Origin of the sequence: Clostridium weizhouense (assembly GCF_019431045.1) — a bacterium.
In the GTDB taxonomy this organism is placed as follows: domain Bacteria; phylum Bacillota; class Clostridia; order Clostridiales; family Clostridiaceae; genus Clostridium; species Clostridium weizhouense.
The window spans coordinates 257168-274115 of sequence record NZ_JAHXPT010000004.1; the positions used below are offsets into that span (position 1 = coordinate 257168).

A 16948-nucleotide genomic window follows, 5' to 3' on the forward strand; every position below is an offset into this window, starting at 1 on the left:
TATTGTAAAAAGTTACTATTGTATTATGCTATTATTTCAAGTTCTTATTTGTATTTTATTGTAATTATTTTCCTTAATTTTACATCACATAATATCACTAATCAAGGCTTTTTACTTTCTTAGTTGAATTTATATATTTTTCTTCATAGTTGTATATTTTTCCTCATAATAACTACTTATATAGATTTTCCATATATAAATATAAAAAAAATAGTGTTTTATACAACATAAAACAACTCAAAAAAATACATTTTTTTATTGACAAGCCTATATAAAATGTGATAATATTATAAATTTGATATTTTTTTATATTTATGTTATACTATAACTATAAAAAATATATGGAGGTGCATTTTTTGTTTAAAGCCGGTGATAAAGTGGTTTATCCAATGCAGGGAATAGGAATTATTGAAAAGTTCGAAGAAAAAATTTTTTCTGGTCAAAAAAAACAATATTGCATAATAAAAATGCTAAAAAACAATATGGAAATAATGATTCCAACTGATAGACTATCATCTTCTAACATACGTATGATTAGCGATATAAAGACTCTAGAAAACATATTATCCCACATTCAAAATAACTCTCAAATTCAAGAAGATCTTACATCCAAGCAAAGATATCAAATAAACATGGAAAAAATCAAAACTGGTTCATTAAGAGATAGTGCTGAAGTAGTTTATGATTTAACTTTAATCAATAAACAAAAATCACTAAATTCTAGTGAAAAACAAATATTGAATACAGCTAAAAAATTACTAATAGATGAAATTACGCTTATAAAAAATATTTCTGAAATTGAAGCCACTAATTTATTAAAATCTACTATTAATTAATTTTTATTAATAGCAAAAGCCACATAAATAGTATTTATGTGGCTTTTGCTATTTTAGGCACATTCAAAAAAATAATAAACCAGTATGTGAGTCTATTTGATCTATTATTTTATTTCATATGTCTTATTATATATAAAATAGACATGATACAATTTTAAATTGAAGAATTTCTATAAAATTTTATAATCTCTTCTACAATAAAAAATTGCTTATATCAATCTCACTTCATTGATAAAGCTTTATATATTTAATATTTCTTAAACTATCAACATTACTTAATTTTATAAATCAAAAGTTTTATACTTTCATATAAGTAAAAAAAGCTATAGAAATAAATTTCTATAGCTTAACTTTCATATAAAACTATCTTCTATTGTTTTGTTGCTTTCTTGCTCTTCTACAATCAGGACATCTTACTGGTTCATTTTCAAATCCTTTTTCTTTGTAGAATTCTTGTTCTCCAACTGTGAATACGAATTCTGATCCACAATCTTTACATACTATTTTCTTATCTTCCATTTCAATTCCTCCAAATTAAAGACTTAGTTAACTAATACTTTCTCAATGGAGAAATGTTAATGTAATTAAATCTTTATTATATTTTTTGTTCTTTGTGAACTATTTTAGTATATCATCTATTAATATTAAATGCAAGTTATTAATAAATAATTTTTTTCATTTTTTCAATATTTAATTTTATTAATTTATATTACTTAAATTTTATTCTCCAATTAATGATAAATTTTCAAAATAATTTGTAATAATATGTCTACTATCACCTACTTTAATATACTTTACCTCTATAATATCACTTTTATTTGTCAATGCTACATCTCTAGACATTTCAGTTGAAACTGAAAAAATATTATCTATTCCTTTTATCTTTATGTCATAAATGCTTGTTCCTTCTTTAACTACTAATCCTATTCTTTCAACTTCCCCTTTAATAGTCTCTTCTTTATTTTCACCTTCTAACGAAATATTGGTATTAGTTAAAGCTTCTAAATATTTATTAAGTGTAGATTGAAGGCTATCTCCAACAGCAACTGTATTATAATTTTTAACATTAACCATAGCATATTGTTTAACTAATCCATTAGAATCTTTTAAAGTCATAAAATAAGTTGGTTCATTCTGAATATTTATTAAATAAGGAAATGTAGCTAAATATCCATATTGTTGTACTTTTCCTTGTGCTGATTGCATACTTGCTTCTTCTGTAGCACCTGCTGTTTCATATAATGTGGTTTTACCAGTTCTTGTATCTGTTAATGTAAAACCTACTAAACTCTCATCACTTCCAACAGAAGTTATACCAGTATAATAATAACAAACATCATTATTATATATTATATTCATACCATTAGTTGTTTTAAGTTTATCTTTATCACTAAAGTTTAAAACTCCGTGTACTAGTTCACCCCATTTATCTATATACCTTTTTATATACTCTTGTGGTTGTATTCTATCTACCCATTCAGGTAAATTATTAATATCATAAATTTTAGATTCTCCTGTTTGTGCATCCATTACTAATGTACCTATAGCTTTTGATTCTAATATTCCAATAGCATTATCGTATCTTGTTACTACCCAATATGGTTTTCCTGTATCATCTAATTCAAAACTAAAATCTGTGTGCCCTGCTTTCATGTCTCTAAAAAATGTTGCTCTTTTTAAATTAGAAAATAAATATGATGAATTTAAATACTTAAGCTTAATATCTTTACCATTAAGTTTCGTTACTAACTGAACATCATTTTGATTTGTAGCACTAACTTTTATGTATCCTAACGTACCCTCACTATTTGTAAACCATTTAAATAGTGATGAATGTTCTAATGGAGCTACATAATATAATTGTCCATTTACATTTTGTAAATCTAATGTTCCTACATATACTTGACTACCAAGACTTGCAATTTCCCCTAACTTTTTATCAGCAAGTTTTCCTGCTAATTCTTTATCTATTATTGGTAATTGATTTAAGTCAATATATTCTATTTGACTTGAAAATTCAACTTTTTCTACATTTCCAATTAAGTTTCTATGTGCATTGTAACTTATTATTGGGCTAAATATTAATATTAAAATAATATATGCTACTGCAACTATTCCACCTGTTATAATAATTTTTTTATTTTTTATTAAAATACCATATACAACACTAGTTAATACAAATATACTAACTATTAACATTGAGTTTAAGCTTAAATCAAAAATCAAATTACTTGTTAAGAATAATAAAATTCCTATAAACAAATAAATTGCCAATAATAATTTTAAAAATTTTATAATATTATTTTTATCTCTCATTTTTATCCCTCCATTGCAACTGTTTATTATGGTTAAAATTATATCATAATAGGTTTTTTATTACTATATTTATATTAAAAAAGATAAAGTATTATAATGAAATACCTTATCTTTATTTACTCTAAACAAATATATTATTATTTTTTATCTACTTCTTCATATTCAACATCAATTACTTTTCCATTAAAATCATCTTCATCTGTTTGATATGTAATATTTTGATCATTTTCAGGAATATTTATATGTTCTTTTTCTTTCTTTTTTTTATGCATAAACGATACTATTTTTATTAATAAATAAGCTATTACTCCAACTAATAAAATATACGGAAGAAGACTTAAAAATAAAGATACTATTAGAGCCAATATACATGCTCCCCCAATAAAATATAGTATACTTTTCAGATTTCCTCTCATAATATACTCCTTTTCAAATTTTAATTTCTTTGTTTTATATTATACATTAAAATTAAAACCAATGCAATAAGTAATATTTAATATTCTATTAAGCAGTTATTAAAAACTTATTACTTTTTTGTTTTACTTTGAAATTCTCTATATAATTAAACCACCGAAATTATTTTTCTTCATTTTCCATTGTTTATACTTCTATAGTTTTTATTCTTTAAGAGTACTCATTATATCTTTAAAACAAGATATTTTAGAATTTATCTACATCTTTTTTAGTAATATAAATTTCTAAAAAAAAACTAGCATTAACTTAAGCTAATGCTAGCTAAAAATTTTCTTCTATTAAAATTAATTTTATTTTCTTAAAAATTTATCTATTCTAATCGCTGCATTTATACCTTCATTAATTGCTGTAACTACTAATGATTGCCCTCTTCTTGCATCCCCAACAACAAAAACTTTTGGAATATTAGTTTTAAAATCACCAAATTCAGCTTTTATATTACCTCTTTCATCAAACTCAACTCTAAAAGCATCTTTAATATAACTTTCAGATCCTATAAATCCCATAGCAATTAATAAAAGGTCAGCTTTCCAATTTTTCTTTGAATTTTCTACATAAGTTAATAGAAATTTACCATGTTCATCTTTTTCCCACTTAACATTTACAGTATCAACACTTTCAATATTTCCTCCACTATCTTTATAAATATCAGTAACTGTTGTTAAATATTCTCTAGGGTCTTTCCCATATACAGCTTTAAACTCTTCTTGACCATAATCTATTTTTAGAGTTTTAGGCCATTCTGGCCAAGGATTATCTTCTTTTCTTTCAGAGCTTGGTTTTTCCATTATTTCAAATTGAACTAATGATTTACATCCGTGTCTAAGAGATGTTGCAACACAATCTGTTCCAGTATCTCCTCCTCCAATTACAATTACATTTTTATCTTTTGCTGAAATATAATTTTCATCTTTAAGATTTGAATCTAAAAGACTTTTAGTATTTGCTTTTAAAAAGTCTACTGCAAAATAAATTCCTTTTGCATTTTCTCTGCCTTCTGCTTTAAGATCTCTTGGTTGAGATGCTCCAGTAGCCAATATTACCGCATCATATTCATCTATTATTTCTCTAGCGTTGTAATTTTCTCCAACATTTGCATTTGTTATAAACTTAACACCTTCTTCAGCCATTAAACTAACTCTTCTTAAAATAATATTTTTATCAAGCTTCATATTAGGAATTCCGTACATTAACAATCCACCTATTCTGTCATTTCTTTCATATACTGTTACTTTATGACCACATTTATTTAGTGTATCTGCTGCTGCAAGCCCTGCTGGGCCAGAACCAATTATAGCAACCTTTTTTCCCGTTCTTTTTTGTGGTGGATTAGCAATTACCTTTCCATTTTCAAATGCAGTATCAATAATCGCTCTTTCATTTTCTTTTATAGTAACTGATGGTGCATTCAGTCCTAGTGTACAACCTGCTTCACAAGGAGCTGGACATACTCTTCCTGTAAATTCAGGAAATGGATTAGTTTTTCTTAATCTTTCATAAGCTAAATCCCATTTTCCTCTATATATTAAATCATTCCATTCTGGTATTAGATTATGAAGTGGACATCCTGATACCATTCCTGAAAACAATACTCCAGATTGACAAAATGGGACTCCGCAATCCATACATCTTGCACCTTGGATACATTGATTTTCTAAAGGAAGTCTGTTATGGAATTCATCATAATCTTTTAATCTTTCTTTTGGATCTCTGTTTTCTCCTATTTCTCTATTAAATTCTAAAAATCCAGTTGGTTTTCCCATATATTATTCCTCCTATCTTCCTTTAACTTCTTCAAATGTTTTCATCAATGATTCTTCTTCATCACATCCAAGATTTTTATATTTTTCAACTATTTCTAATACTTTTTTATAATCTCTAGGAATTATTTTTATAAAATTATATTTTTCAACTTCAAAATTAGATAATATTCTATCTCCTTTAGATGAACCCGTAGCTTTAACATGTTCTTCTATTAATTTTTTTAATTCTTCTTCATCTTCTAAATCTAATTCCTCTAAAAGAACCATCTCATCATTTATATTTATTTTAAACTTCTCATCTTCTTTATAAAGATAAGCAATTCCTCCACTCATACCTGCCGCAAAATTTATTCCTATTTTACCCAAGACAACAACTTTACCACCTGTCATATACTCACATCCATGTGCTCCAACACCTTCAACAACTGCTGTAGCCCCTGAATTTCTTACACAGAACCTTTCACCAGCAATACCATTTATGAATACTTTTCCTAATGTAGCACCATATAAAGCAACATTACCAATTAAAATATTTTCTTCCGCAATAAATGTTGATTTCTTTGGAGGATAAACTATAAGTTTGCCACCTGATAAACCCTTTCCAAAATAATCATTAGCATCTCCTTCAACTTCAAATGTCAAACCTTTAGGTATAAAAGAACCAAAACTTTGACCAGCCGCACCATTACATTTAATAACTATAGAATCTTCTTTTAATCCTTTTTCTCCATTCTCCTTAGTTATTTCAGATCCAAGCATAGTTCCTAAGGTTCTATTAATATTCGTTATATCAACTTCAAATTTTACATTTTTACCATTCTTTATTGCGTCTTTGCATTTATCAATAAATACTTCCTTATCTATTACCTCATCTAATTTATTATCATATTTTCTTCTTTCATCAAACTTAACTACTTTACCTTTAAATTTATCTGGTGTATATAATATAGAACTTAAATCAATATTTTGAGCTTTCCAACTATGAATATTTTCTTTTTGTTTAAGTCTATCTACTCTTCCTATCATTTCATCAAGCTTTCTAAAACCAAGACTTGCCATTATTTCTCTTAACTCTTGTGCTATAAAATACATAAAGTTAACTACATATTCAGGTTTACCTTTAAACCTCTTTCTTAATTCTTCATTTTGAGTTGCAATTCCAACAGGACAAGTATCTAAATTACAGACTCTCATCATAACACATCCAAGTGATACTAATGGTGCAGTTGCAAATCCAAATTCCTCTGCACCAAGAAGTGCTGCAATTGCTACATCTCTTCCTGTCATAAGCTTACCATCAACTTCAACTTTAACCCTATCTCTTAATTCATTTATTAATAAAGTTTGATGTGCTTCAGCTAATCCAAGTTCCCAAGGAAGACCTGCATTTTTAATTGAATTTTTAGGTGATGCACCCGTACCTCCATCATAACCTGATATAAGTATTACATCAGCTCCACCTTTTGCAACACCAGCTGCAACAGTACCAACCCCACATTCTGATACTAATTTTACAGACACAGCTGCATTTGTATTAACATTTTTTAAATCATAAATTAATTGTGCTAAATCTTCTATTGAATAAATATCATGGTGTGGTGGTGGTGATATAAGTCCAACCCCCGTAGTTGAATGTCTTGTTTTAGCAATCCATGGGTAAACCTTAGTAGCTGGTAACTGACCTCCTTCACCTGGTTTTGCTCCTTGCGCAAGCTTTATTTGTAATTCATCAGCATTTACTAAATACTCAGATGTTACTCCAAATCTACCAGATGCAACTTGTTTTATTGATGATCTTCTTGAATCTCCACTTTTATCTAAGTTCCATCTTTCTCTATCTTCTCCACCTTCACCAGTATTAGATTTACCACCAATTCTGTTCATAGCAATAGCTAATGCTTCATGTGCTTCTTTAGAAATTGATCCATAAGACATAGCTCCTGTTTTAAATCTTTTAACTATTTCAGAAACTGATTCAACTTCATCTATTGGGATACTTTTAGAATTATAATTAAATTCTAATAATCCTCTTAATGTTATTTCAGATTCTTGATTATTAATTAAAGAAGAATATTCTTTAAACAAGTTATAATTACCTATTCTAGTTGCTTCTTGTAACTTGTGAATAGTTAATGGATTATATAAATGTTCTTCTTTTTCCTGTCCCGATCTAAACTTTTCATATCCTGGAGAATCTAATTCAAAATCAGAAGAATAAGTTTTATCCCTAAATGCATTTTCATGATTTACTTCAGCTTCTCTTTGAATCTCTTTTAATCCAATACCTCCAATTCTACTTACAGTATTAGTAAAATACTTATCTATAACTTCATTACCTATACCTATAGCCTCAAAAATTTGAGCTCCTTGATAAGATTGAATTGTTGAAATTCCCATTTTAGAAAGTATCTTTATTATTCCTTTAAGAACAGCTTTATTATAATTATAAACTGCCTTTTCATACTCAACATCAAGCATTCCTTCCTCAATAAGATTTCTTATTGATTCATATGCCATATATGGATTTATAGCTGATGCTCCAAAACCTATTAATGTAGCAAAATGATGTACTTCTCTTGGTTCTCCTGTTTCTAGTATTAATCCTACAGATGTTCTAGTTCCCTTTTTAACTAAATATTGATGCAACGATGATACTGCAAGTAATGATGGTATTGGAATTTTACTTGAACATACATTTCTGTCTGATAATATTAAAATAGTATATCCTTTTTCATATGCTTCTTGTGCTTTATCAAATATTTCATCTAATGCATCTTCTAATGATCCCCCTTTATCAAATACAATATCTATAACTTTTGATTTTAAATTTCCTTCATTAAGTGCTTTTATTTTTGATAATTCTTCATTATTTATTATTGGTGAATCAAGCTTTATAAGCTCACAATTTGTTGGCTTATCTTCTAAAATATTACCTTCTGGACCTATATAAACATTAGAAGCTGTAACTATTTCTTCTCTAATTGCATCTATAGGTGGATTTGTTACCTGTGCAAATAATTGTTTGAAATAATTAAATAATGGTTGTGCTTCTTTTGATAATACTGATATCGGAGTATCAACACCCATTGCTGAAAGTGGTTCTGAGGCATTTTTAGCCATTGGAAGAATTGTTGTTTTTACTTCCTCATAAGTATAACCAAACGCTTTCTCTAATCTTTTTATAGTTTCTTTGTCATATTCTATTTTTAATGATTTACTAACTTTCATCTTATCTAAAGTTAATAATTTTTCTTCAAGCCATTCTCCATAAGAATGTTCTGTAGCATAAGTGTGTTTTAATTCTTCATCATCAATAACCTCTTTTTTTACTGTATCTACAATTAACATTCTACCTGGTCTTAATCTATCTTTCTTTTCTACAATTTCTGGTGCAATATCTAACGCTCCTACTTCTGAAGATAAAATTAATCTTCTATCTTTAGTTATATAATATCTCGATGGCCTTAATCCATTTCTATCTAAAACTGCTCCTACTTTTTCCCCATCAGTAAATACTATTGATGCTGGACCATCCCAAGGTTCCATTAATGTAGCATTATACTCATAAAATGCTCTTTTTTCTTTACTCATAGTTTTACTTTTTTGCCATGGTTCAGGAATTGTCATCATAACAGCTCTTGTTAAATCCATACCATTCATATATAAAAATTCTAAATTATTATCTAAAATTGCCGAATCCGAACCTTCCTTGTTAATAATTGGTAATACTCTATTTAAGTCTTTTCCAAGTACTCTTGATTTTACATTAGTCTCTCTTGAGTAAACTTTATTTACATTCCCTCTTAATGTATTTATCTCTCCATTATGAATCATAAATCTATTTGGATGTGCTCTTTCCCAGCTTGGAAATGTATTAGTACTAAATCTTGAATGTACTAATGCAAGAAATGTTTCTACTCTTTCATCATTTAAATCTTTATAAAATTCTCTTAATTGAGTTGATAGTAGCATTCCCTTATATACAATAGTCTTAGCTGAAAAAGAAGCTATATAAAAAGTCTCATTAAGAAATTTACTTATCCAAGTTGCTCTTTTTTCTAAATTTCTTCTAATTATATAAAGTTGTCTTTCGAATGCTATGCCTTTTTTTATCCACTTTGGTCTTTTTACAAATGCCTGCATAATTACTGGCATTGCTTCTAAAGATGCTTTGCCTAAAATTGAAGGATTTACTGGAACTTCTCTCCAAGCAAATAATTCTATACCTTCTTCTTTAATAATCTCTTCTAGAAGATTTATTGCTTCTTTTCTTGCTTTTTTATCCTGTGGTAAAAATACCATAGCAACTGCATAATCACCTTCACTATCAAGAGTTATTCCTTTTAATCTTAGTTCTTCTTTTAAAAATTTATGAGGTATATTAAATAATATTCCTGCTCCATCTCCAGTATTTTCCTCTGCACCAGTTCCGCCTCTATGCTTTAAATTTTCTAAAATAGTTAAACAATCTGATAAAATTTCATAAGATTTTTCACCATCAATATTTACAATAGTACCAATACCACAGGCATCATGTTCAAAGTTTTTTCTATATAAGCCTTGCAGATTAGAATTAAAATTTTCCATTCAAATTCCTCCTTTTAAGAATATACTTATTTGTAGCAAAATAACGAGTAAATATACCTCTTTTTAGATATAATTACTCGTAAATTTTATCCACATGTTATTGTGATTCACTTAAAATCAAATTAGCAATTTCCCTTAATTTTCTTCCAGAATCCATACTTAATTTTTGCATATATCTAAATGCTTCATTTTCTGTAATACCTGAATTTAACATTAATTTACCTTTAGCTTTTTCAATAAGCTTTCTCTCCTCCAAAGTATGTTCTAACTCTTCAACCTTTTCTTTTAATTTAGTTATCCTTCTTTTACTTTGAAATATTAGATCAATAACATTTGTTAAAAGTACATTTGATATCTTAGTTCCAATACAATATATATCTGTATCTTCTTCTATAAATGATTTATACGGTTCATTAACAATGGCTAAAAAGCTAGTAGTGTCTACTAATGTTTCATAAACATCTAATAAACTCATATCTTTAAATTTATGGCCAATTAAAACTAGATCTGGAGAACTTTTCATTACTAATCTAATTAATTCATTACCTGAATTACATAATGCTATAACATTATATCCTTCTTGCATTAATAAATTCTTTAATTTTGTGGCTGTCTCTGTATTGCTTAAAGCTATAACTATTTTCTCCATTTTTGCCATTGCAATTCCCACCTTAAATAAGAATGATTTATATTAGTATTTGCTTAAATAATTTTCTAATTCCCAATTATGAACTTTTGTTCTATAATCATCCCATTCAGCAGCTTTTGCTTTAATATAATTATTAAATGTATGCTCTCCTAATGCTTTTTTAGCTAACTCACTTTCTTTCATGAAATTAACAGCTTCATATAAATTATCTGGTAAATTATCTATAGCATTATTCTTTCTTTCTTTATCTGTCATATCAAAAATATTAGCCTCAACTTCTGCTGGTACTTCTAAGTTATTTTTTATTCCATCCAATCCAGCTTGTAAAAGACAAGCTAATACTAAATACGGATTAGAACTTGGATCTGGACATCTTAATTCAACTCTAGTTCCTGCTCCTCTAGATGCTGGTACTCTTATTAATGCAGTTCTATTTTTACAAGACCAAGCTAAATAAACTGGTGCTTCATACCCTGGTACTAATCTCTTATAAGAATTAACTAATGGATTTGTAACAGCAGCTAAACCCTTAACATTTTTTAATAGTCCCGCTATAAATTGATATGCTATTTTACTTAAGCCTTTAGGGTCATTTTCATCAACAAATGCATTTTTTCCATCTTTAAATAATGACATATTAACATGCATACCCGAACCATTTATTCCAAAAATCGGTTTAGGCATAAAAGATGCGTATAATCCATGTCTTTGTGCTATAGATTTAACAACTAATTTAAATGTCATAATATTATCTGCTGTTGTTAAAGCATCTCCATACTTAAAGTCAATTTCATTTTGTCCTTCAGCAACTTCATGGTGAGAAGCTTCTATTTCAAATCCCATATCTTCTAATGCTAATGTTATATCTCTTCTGGCATTTTCTCCTAAATCTGTAGGAGCTAAATCAAAGTATCCTGCTTTATCTTGTGTATTGGTTGTAGGATTTCCATTTTCATCAGTCTCAAATAAAAAGAATTCACATTCCGGTCCAACATTCATCTCATATCCAAGTTCTTTTGCTTCTGATATAGCTCTTTTTAATATATATCTTGGATCTCCTTCAAATGGTTTGCCATCTGGCATATACACATCACATATTAATCTAGCAACTTTTCCTTGTTGAGGTCTCCATGGAAAAATTACAAAACTATCTAAGTTCGGTCTTAAACTCATATCTGATTCTTCAATGCTTACAAAACCTCCAATTGATGAACCATCAAACATACATTCATTATTTAATGCTTTTTCTAATTGCTTATCTGTTATTGCTACATTTTTTAATGCCCCAAACATATCTGTAAATTGAAGTCTTATAAATTTTACTCCATTTTCCTTTACTAAGTTTATAATATCTTCCTTTGTATATTTTGCCATAATATATCCCCCTTTTATTAAAAAAGGCGCACAATGAACCTTTATAATTGTCCATTGAACGCCTTTGCTCAACTATTTTTTCTTATTATATATTATATTAAAAGCTAATTCAACTACTTTTTAATAAAATATTATTATTTTTTTATTTTATAAAGTAATTTATTATTTAAGATTAAATATATTTACAATACAATCCGATTAACTCCTATTATTTTAATAAAATGTTAATCGCATATATATAATTTCTTATCACACATATTTATTATTATTATATTTAAGTTTATAGTTTATCATATATAAATTTGTTGAATATTAAATAATAAATTGTTACAATGTTATTATATGTAAATTTATATATTTTTACATATAATAACACTAGATTTTTAGGGGGCTATAAAAATGAATACTATTATAACAAAATTTGGTGGAAGTTCTTTAGCAGATGCGAAGCAATTTAAAAAAGTAAAACATATAATTGATTTAAATAAATCAAGAAAATATGTAATACCTTCAGCACCTGGCAAAAGAAATTCTAAAGATTCTAAAATAACAGATTTGCTATATCTTTGTCACGCTCATGTTGATGCTGGTATTTCTTTAGATGATGTTTTTAGTCATATTCAAAAAAGATATACTGGTATAGTTAAAGATTTAGAATTAGACTTTGATATAGAATACCACTTAAATACAGTAAAGAAAAATATCGAAAATGGTGCTTCTAAGGATTATACAGCAAGTAGAGGGGAATACTTGAATGCATTAATTCTAAGCAACTATTTAGGTTATGAATTTGTTGATGCAAAAGATGTTATTATTTTTAATAATAGCGGAACTTTAGATTGTAAAAAAACTCTTGATTTATTAAAACAAAAACTTTCACTAACTAATGGTGCTGTAATTCCTGGTTTTTATGGTGCTGATGAAAAAGGCGATATAGTAACTTTTTCTCGTGGTGGATCTGATGTTACTGGAGCATTAGTCGCAGCAGGTTTAAATGCTGATCTTTATGAAAACTGGACTGATGTTTCAGGTTTCTTAATGACTGATCCTAGAATAATTAATAATCCAAAGCCTATAAGTACAATTACTTATACTGAACTTAGAGAACTTTCTTATATGGGTGCTTCTGTACTACATGAAGATGCTATTTTCCCTGTAAGAGAACTGGGGATTCCTATTAATATAAAAAATACAAATAAACCTGAAGATAAAGGGACATTTATTGTAGAAGATTCATTTAATGATGATACTCAAATTATAACTGGTATTGCAGGTAAAAAAGATTTCACTGTAATTTCTATTTCAAAAGCTCTTATGAATTCTGAATTGGGATTTTGTAGAAAATTATTATCTGTTCTTGAAAATAATAATGTTTCATTTGAGAATATGCCTTCTGGAATAGATACTGTATGTCTTGTTATTTCAGATTCACAATTAAAAAATAAAAAAGAACGTATTTTAAATGAAATTAAAAGTACTTGTAATCCTGATTCAATAGTTGTTCACCCTAATATGGCATTAGTTGCTACAGTTGGTAAAGGAATGGCTAAACAAAAGGGAGTTGCTGCAAAAATATTTCATGCCTTATCAGAAGCCGATGTTAATATTAGAATGATTGATCAAGGGTCAAGCGAAATTAATATATTAATCGGAATAGAAAATGATAATTTTGAAAAGGCTATAGCTGCAATTTATCATGCTTTTAATTAATAAATCTTCTATAAAATAAGACTATTTTAAAATATAGCCAAACAAAAAATGCTGGAATTTTACTTCCAGCATTTTTTATGCAATAGATATTTCTTATATTGCTTTCATATTTCTAGCAGCAACTATATCTATACCTGTTCCTAATACATCTTTTACAATAACATCTCCAATTTTAACTGGAGCTTGTACTTCTACTTCTTTTAAAACTTCCATACATTTAAAGTTAAGTCCTTTTGGAATAGATCCATTAGTTTTAACTGGAATAACCGGAAGTGATCCACCTTTTACTTTAACAGTTGAAGTTATTACTCTAACTGGGTTAGTAACTTCATTTATTCCATATTCCGCTCCTCTTTTACAAGTATTTCCTGTTACTGTTTTGTTTTCAGCATCTACTTTTAAATGACAACCCATTGGGCAGCTTATACAAATTAATTCTTTTATCATCTTATTCACCATCCTCTAATGATATTGTAATATCACCTTTAACTTTTTCTAATAAAGGTTTGCTTAAAATAACTTTTTCCATTTCTGATGGTGCTAAGTGAGTTCTCTTAAACTTAGCAATTTCTTCACCATTACATCTTACAACTAAAGCTTTATTATGATAAATATTATTAACTCTCATAAATATTGTTAATTTATCATCTACAGCTTCTACATCAAGCTTTTGAGGTACTGTATAATTAATGTTTTGTCCATTAATTATATTAACATAGTTACCTTTTTTAAGTTCTTTTTTAATATATTTAGCTGCAGATTTTCCAGCATGTTTTGACTCTTGAGTTACAAAATCAACTAAGTCATGAACATGAACTACATTACCACAAGCAAATACTCCATCCATTGATGTTTCCATGCTCTCTGTTACTACCAATCCATTTGTTCTATTATCTTTTTGTATACCTGCATTTGTTGATAACTCATTTTCAGGTATAAGTCCAACTGATAATAATAATGTATCAACTTCAAATTCTTTTTCAGTTCCCTTAATTGGTTTTCTATCTGGACCAACTTCAGCGATAACAACTTTTTCTACTCTTTCGTTACCTACTATATCAATAATAGTATGTGATAAGAATAGTGGAATATCATAGTCATTTAAACATTGAACAATATTTCTATTTAATCCATTAGAGTATGGACATAATTCTACAACAGCTTTTACTTTAGCTCCTTCAAGCGTCATTCTTCTAGCCATTATAAGTCCGATATCTCCAGATCCAAGTATTAATACTTCTTTACCTGGCATATAGCCTTCCATATTTATATATCTTTGAGCTGCACCTGCAGTGAATACACCAGCTGGTCTGTCTCCTGGAGTGTTTATAGCTCCTCTAGTTCTTTCTCTACATCCCATTGCAAGTATTACTGCTTCTGTTTTTAAAGTCATGTAACCTTCTTCTGAATTAATTGCATGTACAGTTTTATCTTGATCTATATTTAATACCATTGTATCTAATTTAACTTCTACATTTGTATCTTTTAGCATATCAATAAATCTGCTTGCATATTCAGGACCTGTTAATTCTTCTTTAAAAGTATGAAGCCCAAATCCATTATGTATGCATTGATTTAGGATTCCTCCCATTTCTTTATCTCTTTCTAGAATTAGTATTTTTTTGACTCCTTCATTATATGCTTCATATGCTGCTGCAAGTCCTGCTGGACCACCACCAATTACTATTAATTCATAACTCATAATTAAAGCCTCCTACTTAGTTTTTCCTGTTAAAATGTATGAACCATCTTTTTCTTGTACTACTTCTTCTAATTTAACTCCAGATTCTCTTGCTATTATTTCTTGAACTCTAGGGCCACAGAAGCCACCTTGACATCTACCCATTCCTGGTCTACATCTTCTCTTAACTCCATCTAAAGAAAGAGTTCCAAATGATCTCTTGATAGCATCAACAATTTCGCCTTCAGTAATGCTTTCACATCTACAAATCATTCTTCCATATTGAGGATTTTTCTTTATTAATTTAGCTTTTTCTTCAGCTGGTAATTCCATAAAATGAATTTGTTCTCTCTTAGCTGTGAAGTTATCCTTCTTATTTAATTCAAGTCCTGCATTTCCTAAAATTTCAACTACAAATTCTGCTACAGCTGGTGCTGAAGATAATCCTGGTGATTTCATTCCAGCAGCATCTACAAATCCTTTAACTTCATCATTTTCTTCTATTATAAAGTCTCCAGTGCTTGGAGTAGCTCTAAGTCCTGCAAAATTTCTGATACTTTCTCTAAAATTAATCTTAGTAGTAGTATGAAGAGATGCTTCTCTTATAGCATCTAAGCCTTCTCCTATTGTTCCTAAATCTTCTTTATCTTCTATATCAATAGCATCAGGTCCAATAATAAGATTTCCATGTACTGTTGGGCTAACTAATATACCTTTACCCATTTTTGAAGGACAAGGGAATATTGTATGAGATACTACAGTACCTTGAGATTTATCCATTACATAATATTCTCCACTTCTAGGAGTAATACTGAATGTTTCTTTGCATATTAAATTATGAATTTTATCTGCATAAAGTCCAGCAGCATTAACTATATATTTAGCTTGGATTTTTTCTCCATCAGCTGTTTCAATTGTAAATATATTATTATCTTTGTTTATTGCAACAACTTCTTTTTTAAGTTTAATTTCTCCACCATTAGTTACACCATTTTCACACAATGCAATCGTATACTCAAATGGTCCTACAATTCCACCAGTTGGTGCAAATAAAGCTCCATGCACTTCATCAGTAAGATTTGGTTCCATTTCTAATAATTCTTTTTTATCTATAACTCTTAATCCTTTAACACCTATCTTAGTTCCATTTTCACAAAGATCTTTTACTGTTTCCATTTCTTCTTCTGAATGAGCTACAACTAATGAACCATTTCTCTTAAAAGGAACTGATAATTCTTTACAAAGATCTTCAAACATTTCATTTCCTTTTACATTAAGTTTTGCCATTAAAGTACCTTCTTTTGGATCATACCCAGCATGTACTATTGCTGAGTTAGCTTTTGAAGTACCCATTGATACATCCTTTTCTTTTTCTAAAACAGCTACTTTTAAGTTATATTTAGTCAATTCTCTAAATATAGAAGCTCCAATGACACCAGCTCCAATTATTGCTACATCATACATATTTTATCCTCCTTTTATATAACAAAAGAGCCAAACACAAATACACGTTATACATAACCTGTTTTTGCGCTTGACTCTAATTCTCTAAGCACTT

Annotated in this window: 12 protein-coding genes; 2 read left to right on the plus strand and 10 right to left on the minus strand. The window is 28.2% G+C overall.

The window, feature by feature from the left end:
- Positions 1–347: 347 nt before the first annotated feature.
- Entirely contained in the window at positions 348–836 is a 489-nt protein-coding gene (locus tag KYD98_RS07415; protein WP_444546596.1) for a CarD family transcriptional regulator, read from the plus strand.
- Positions 837–1199: 363 nt separating this feature from the next.
- On the opposite strand, the gene KYD98_RS07420 is transcribed toward KYD98_RS07415, so the two are convergent.
- The 7 genes from KYD98_RS07420 to glnA all read right to left on the minus strand — a co-directional run bounded on the left by KYD98_RS07420 (position 1200) and on the right by glnA (position 11999).
- Complete coding sequence (locus tag KYD98_RS07420; protein WP_219778975.1) at positions 1200–1355, minus strand: zinc-ribbon domain-containing protein; 156 nt, start codon at positions 1353–1355, stop codon at positions 1200–1202.
- Between the two features lie 201 nt (positions 1356–1556).
- On the minus strand, positions 1557–3152 hold the full coding sequence (locus KYD98_RS07425) for a cell shape-determining protein (protein ID WP_219778976.1): 1596 nt from the start codon (positions 3150–3152) through the stop codon (positions 1557–1559).
- 137 nt (positions 3153–3289) lie between these two features.
- A complete protein-coding gene (locus tag KYD98_RS07430; RefSeq protein ID WP_219778977.1) occupies positions 3290–3568 on the minus strand; it encodes a hypothetical protein in 279 nt (92 codons plus the stop codon).
- A gap of 348 nt (positions 3569–3916) precedes the next feature.
- Positions 3917–5389, minus strand: a complete 1473-nt coding sequence (locus KYD98_RS07435) for a glutamate synthase subunit beta (RefSeq protein ID WP_219778978.1) — start codon at positions 5387–5389, stop codon at positions 3917–3919.
- A gap of 12 nt (positions 5390–5401) precedes the next feature.
- Positions 5402–9976: a glutamate synthase large subunit gene (gene gltB / locus KYD98_RS07440; protein WP_219778979.1), complete on the minus strand. Its 4575-nt coding sequence runs from the start codon at positions 9974–9976 to the stop codon at positions 5402–5404.
- Positions 9977–10073: 97 nt separating this feature from the next.
- Positions 10074–10634, minus strand: coding sequence for an ANTAR domain-containing response regulator (locus KYD98_RS07445; RefSeq protein WP_219778980.1), 561 nt, complete (start codon positions 10632–10634; stop codon positions 10074–10076).
- 33 nt (positions 10635–10667) lie between these two features.
- Positions 10668–11999 (minus strand): type I glutamate--ammonia ligase, encoded by a 1332-nt coding sequence (gene glnA / locus KYD98_RS07450; protein ID WP_219778981.1) that lies wholly within the window; start codon positions 11997–11999, stop codon positions 10668–10670.
- 399 nt (positions 12000–12398) lie between these two features.
- Between glnA and KYD98_RS07455 the strand changes: the two genes are divergently transcribed.
- Positions 12399–13709: an aspartate kinase gene (locus tag KYD98_RS07455; RefSeq protein ID WP_219778982.1), complete on the plus strand. Its 1311-nt coding sequence runs from the start codon at positions 12399–12401 to the stop codon at positions 13707–13709.
- A 93-nt stretch (positions 13710–13802) separates the two neighbouring features.
- Here KYD98_RS07455 and KYD98_RS07460 read toward each other — a convergent pair whose 3' ends face one another.
- Genes KYD98_RS07460 through KYD98_RS07470 form a run of 3 tightly spaced genes read right to left on the minus strand, consistent with a single transcriptional unit; the run spans position 13803 to position 16854 of the window.
- A complete protein-coding gene (locus KYD98_RS07460; RefSeq protein ID WP_219778983.1) occupies positions 13803–14156 on the minus strand; it encodes a DUF1667 domain-containing protein in 354 nt (117 codons plus the stop codon).
- A 1-nt stretch (position 14157) separates the two neighbouring features.
- On the minus strand, positions 14158–15411 hold the full coding sequence (locus KYD98_RS07465) for an NAD(P)/FAD-dependent oxidoreductase (protein WP_219778984.1): 1254 nt from the start codon (positions 15409–15411) through the stop codon (positions 14158–14160).
- 12 nt (positions 15412–15423) lie between these two features.
- A complete protein-coding gene (locus KYD98_RS07470) occupies positions 15424–16854 on the minus strand; it encodes an NAD(P)/FAD-dependent oxidoreductase (protein ID WP_219778985.1) in 1431 nt (476 codons plus the stop codon).
- Positions 16855–16948 lie beyond the last annotated feature (94 nt).

Coding starts and splice junctions, on each gene's coding strand:
- KYD98_RS07420 (WP_219778975.1), bottom strand. CDS start 1,355: ATGGAAGATAAGAAAATAGTATGTAAAGATTGTGGATCAGAATTCGTA.
- KYD98_RS07425 (WP_219778976.1), bottom strand. CDS start 3,152: ATGAGAGATAAAAATAATATTATAAAATTTTTAAAATTATTATTGGCA.
- KYD98_RS07430 (WP_219778977.1), bottom strand. CDS start 3,568: ATGAGAGGAAATCTGAAAAGTATACTATATTTTATTGGGGGAGCATGT.
- KYD98_RS07435 (WP_219778978.1), bottom strand. CDS start 5,389: ATGGGAAAACCAACTGGATTTTTAGAATTTAATAGAGAAATAGGAGAA.
- gltB (WP_219778979.1), bottom strand. CDS start 9,976: ATGGAAAATTTTAATTCTAATCTGCAAGGCTTATATAGAAAAAACTTT.
- KYD98_RS07445 (WP_219778980.1), bottom strand. CDS start 10,634: ATGGCAAAAATGGAGAAAATAGTTATAGCTTTAAGCAATACAGAGACA.
- glnA (WP_219778981.1), bottom strand. CDS start 11,999: ATGGCAAAATATACAAAGGAAGATATTATAAACTTAGTAAAGGAAAAT.
- KYD98_RS07455 (WP_219778982.1), top strand. CDS start 12,399: ATGAATACTATTATAACAAAATTTGGTGGAAGTTCTTTAGCAGATGCG.
- KYD98_RS07460 (WP_219778983.1), bottom strand. CDS start 14,156: ATGATAAAAGAATTAATTTGTATAAGCTGCCCAATGGGTTGTCATTTA.
- KYD98_RS07465 (WP_219778984.1), bottom strand. CDS start 15,411: ATGAGTTATGAATTAATAGTAATTGGTGGTGGTCCAGCAGGACTTGCA.
- KYD98_RS07470 (WP_219778985.1), bottom strand. CDS start 16,854: ATGTATGATGTAGCAATAATTGGAGCTGGTGTCATTGGAGCTTCTATA.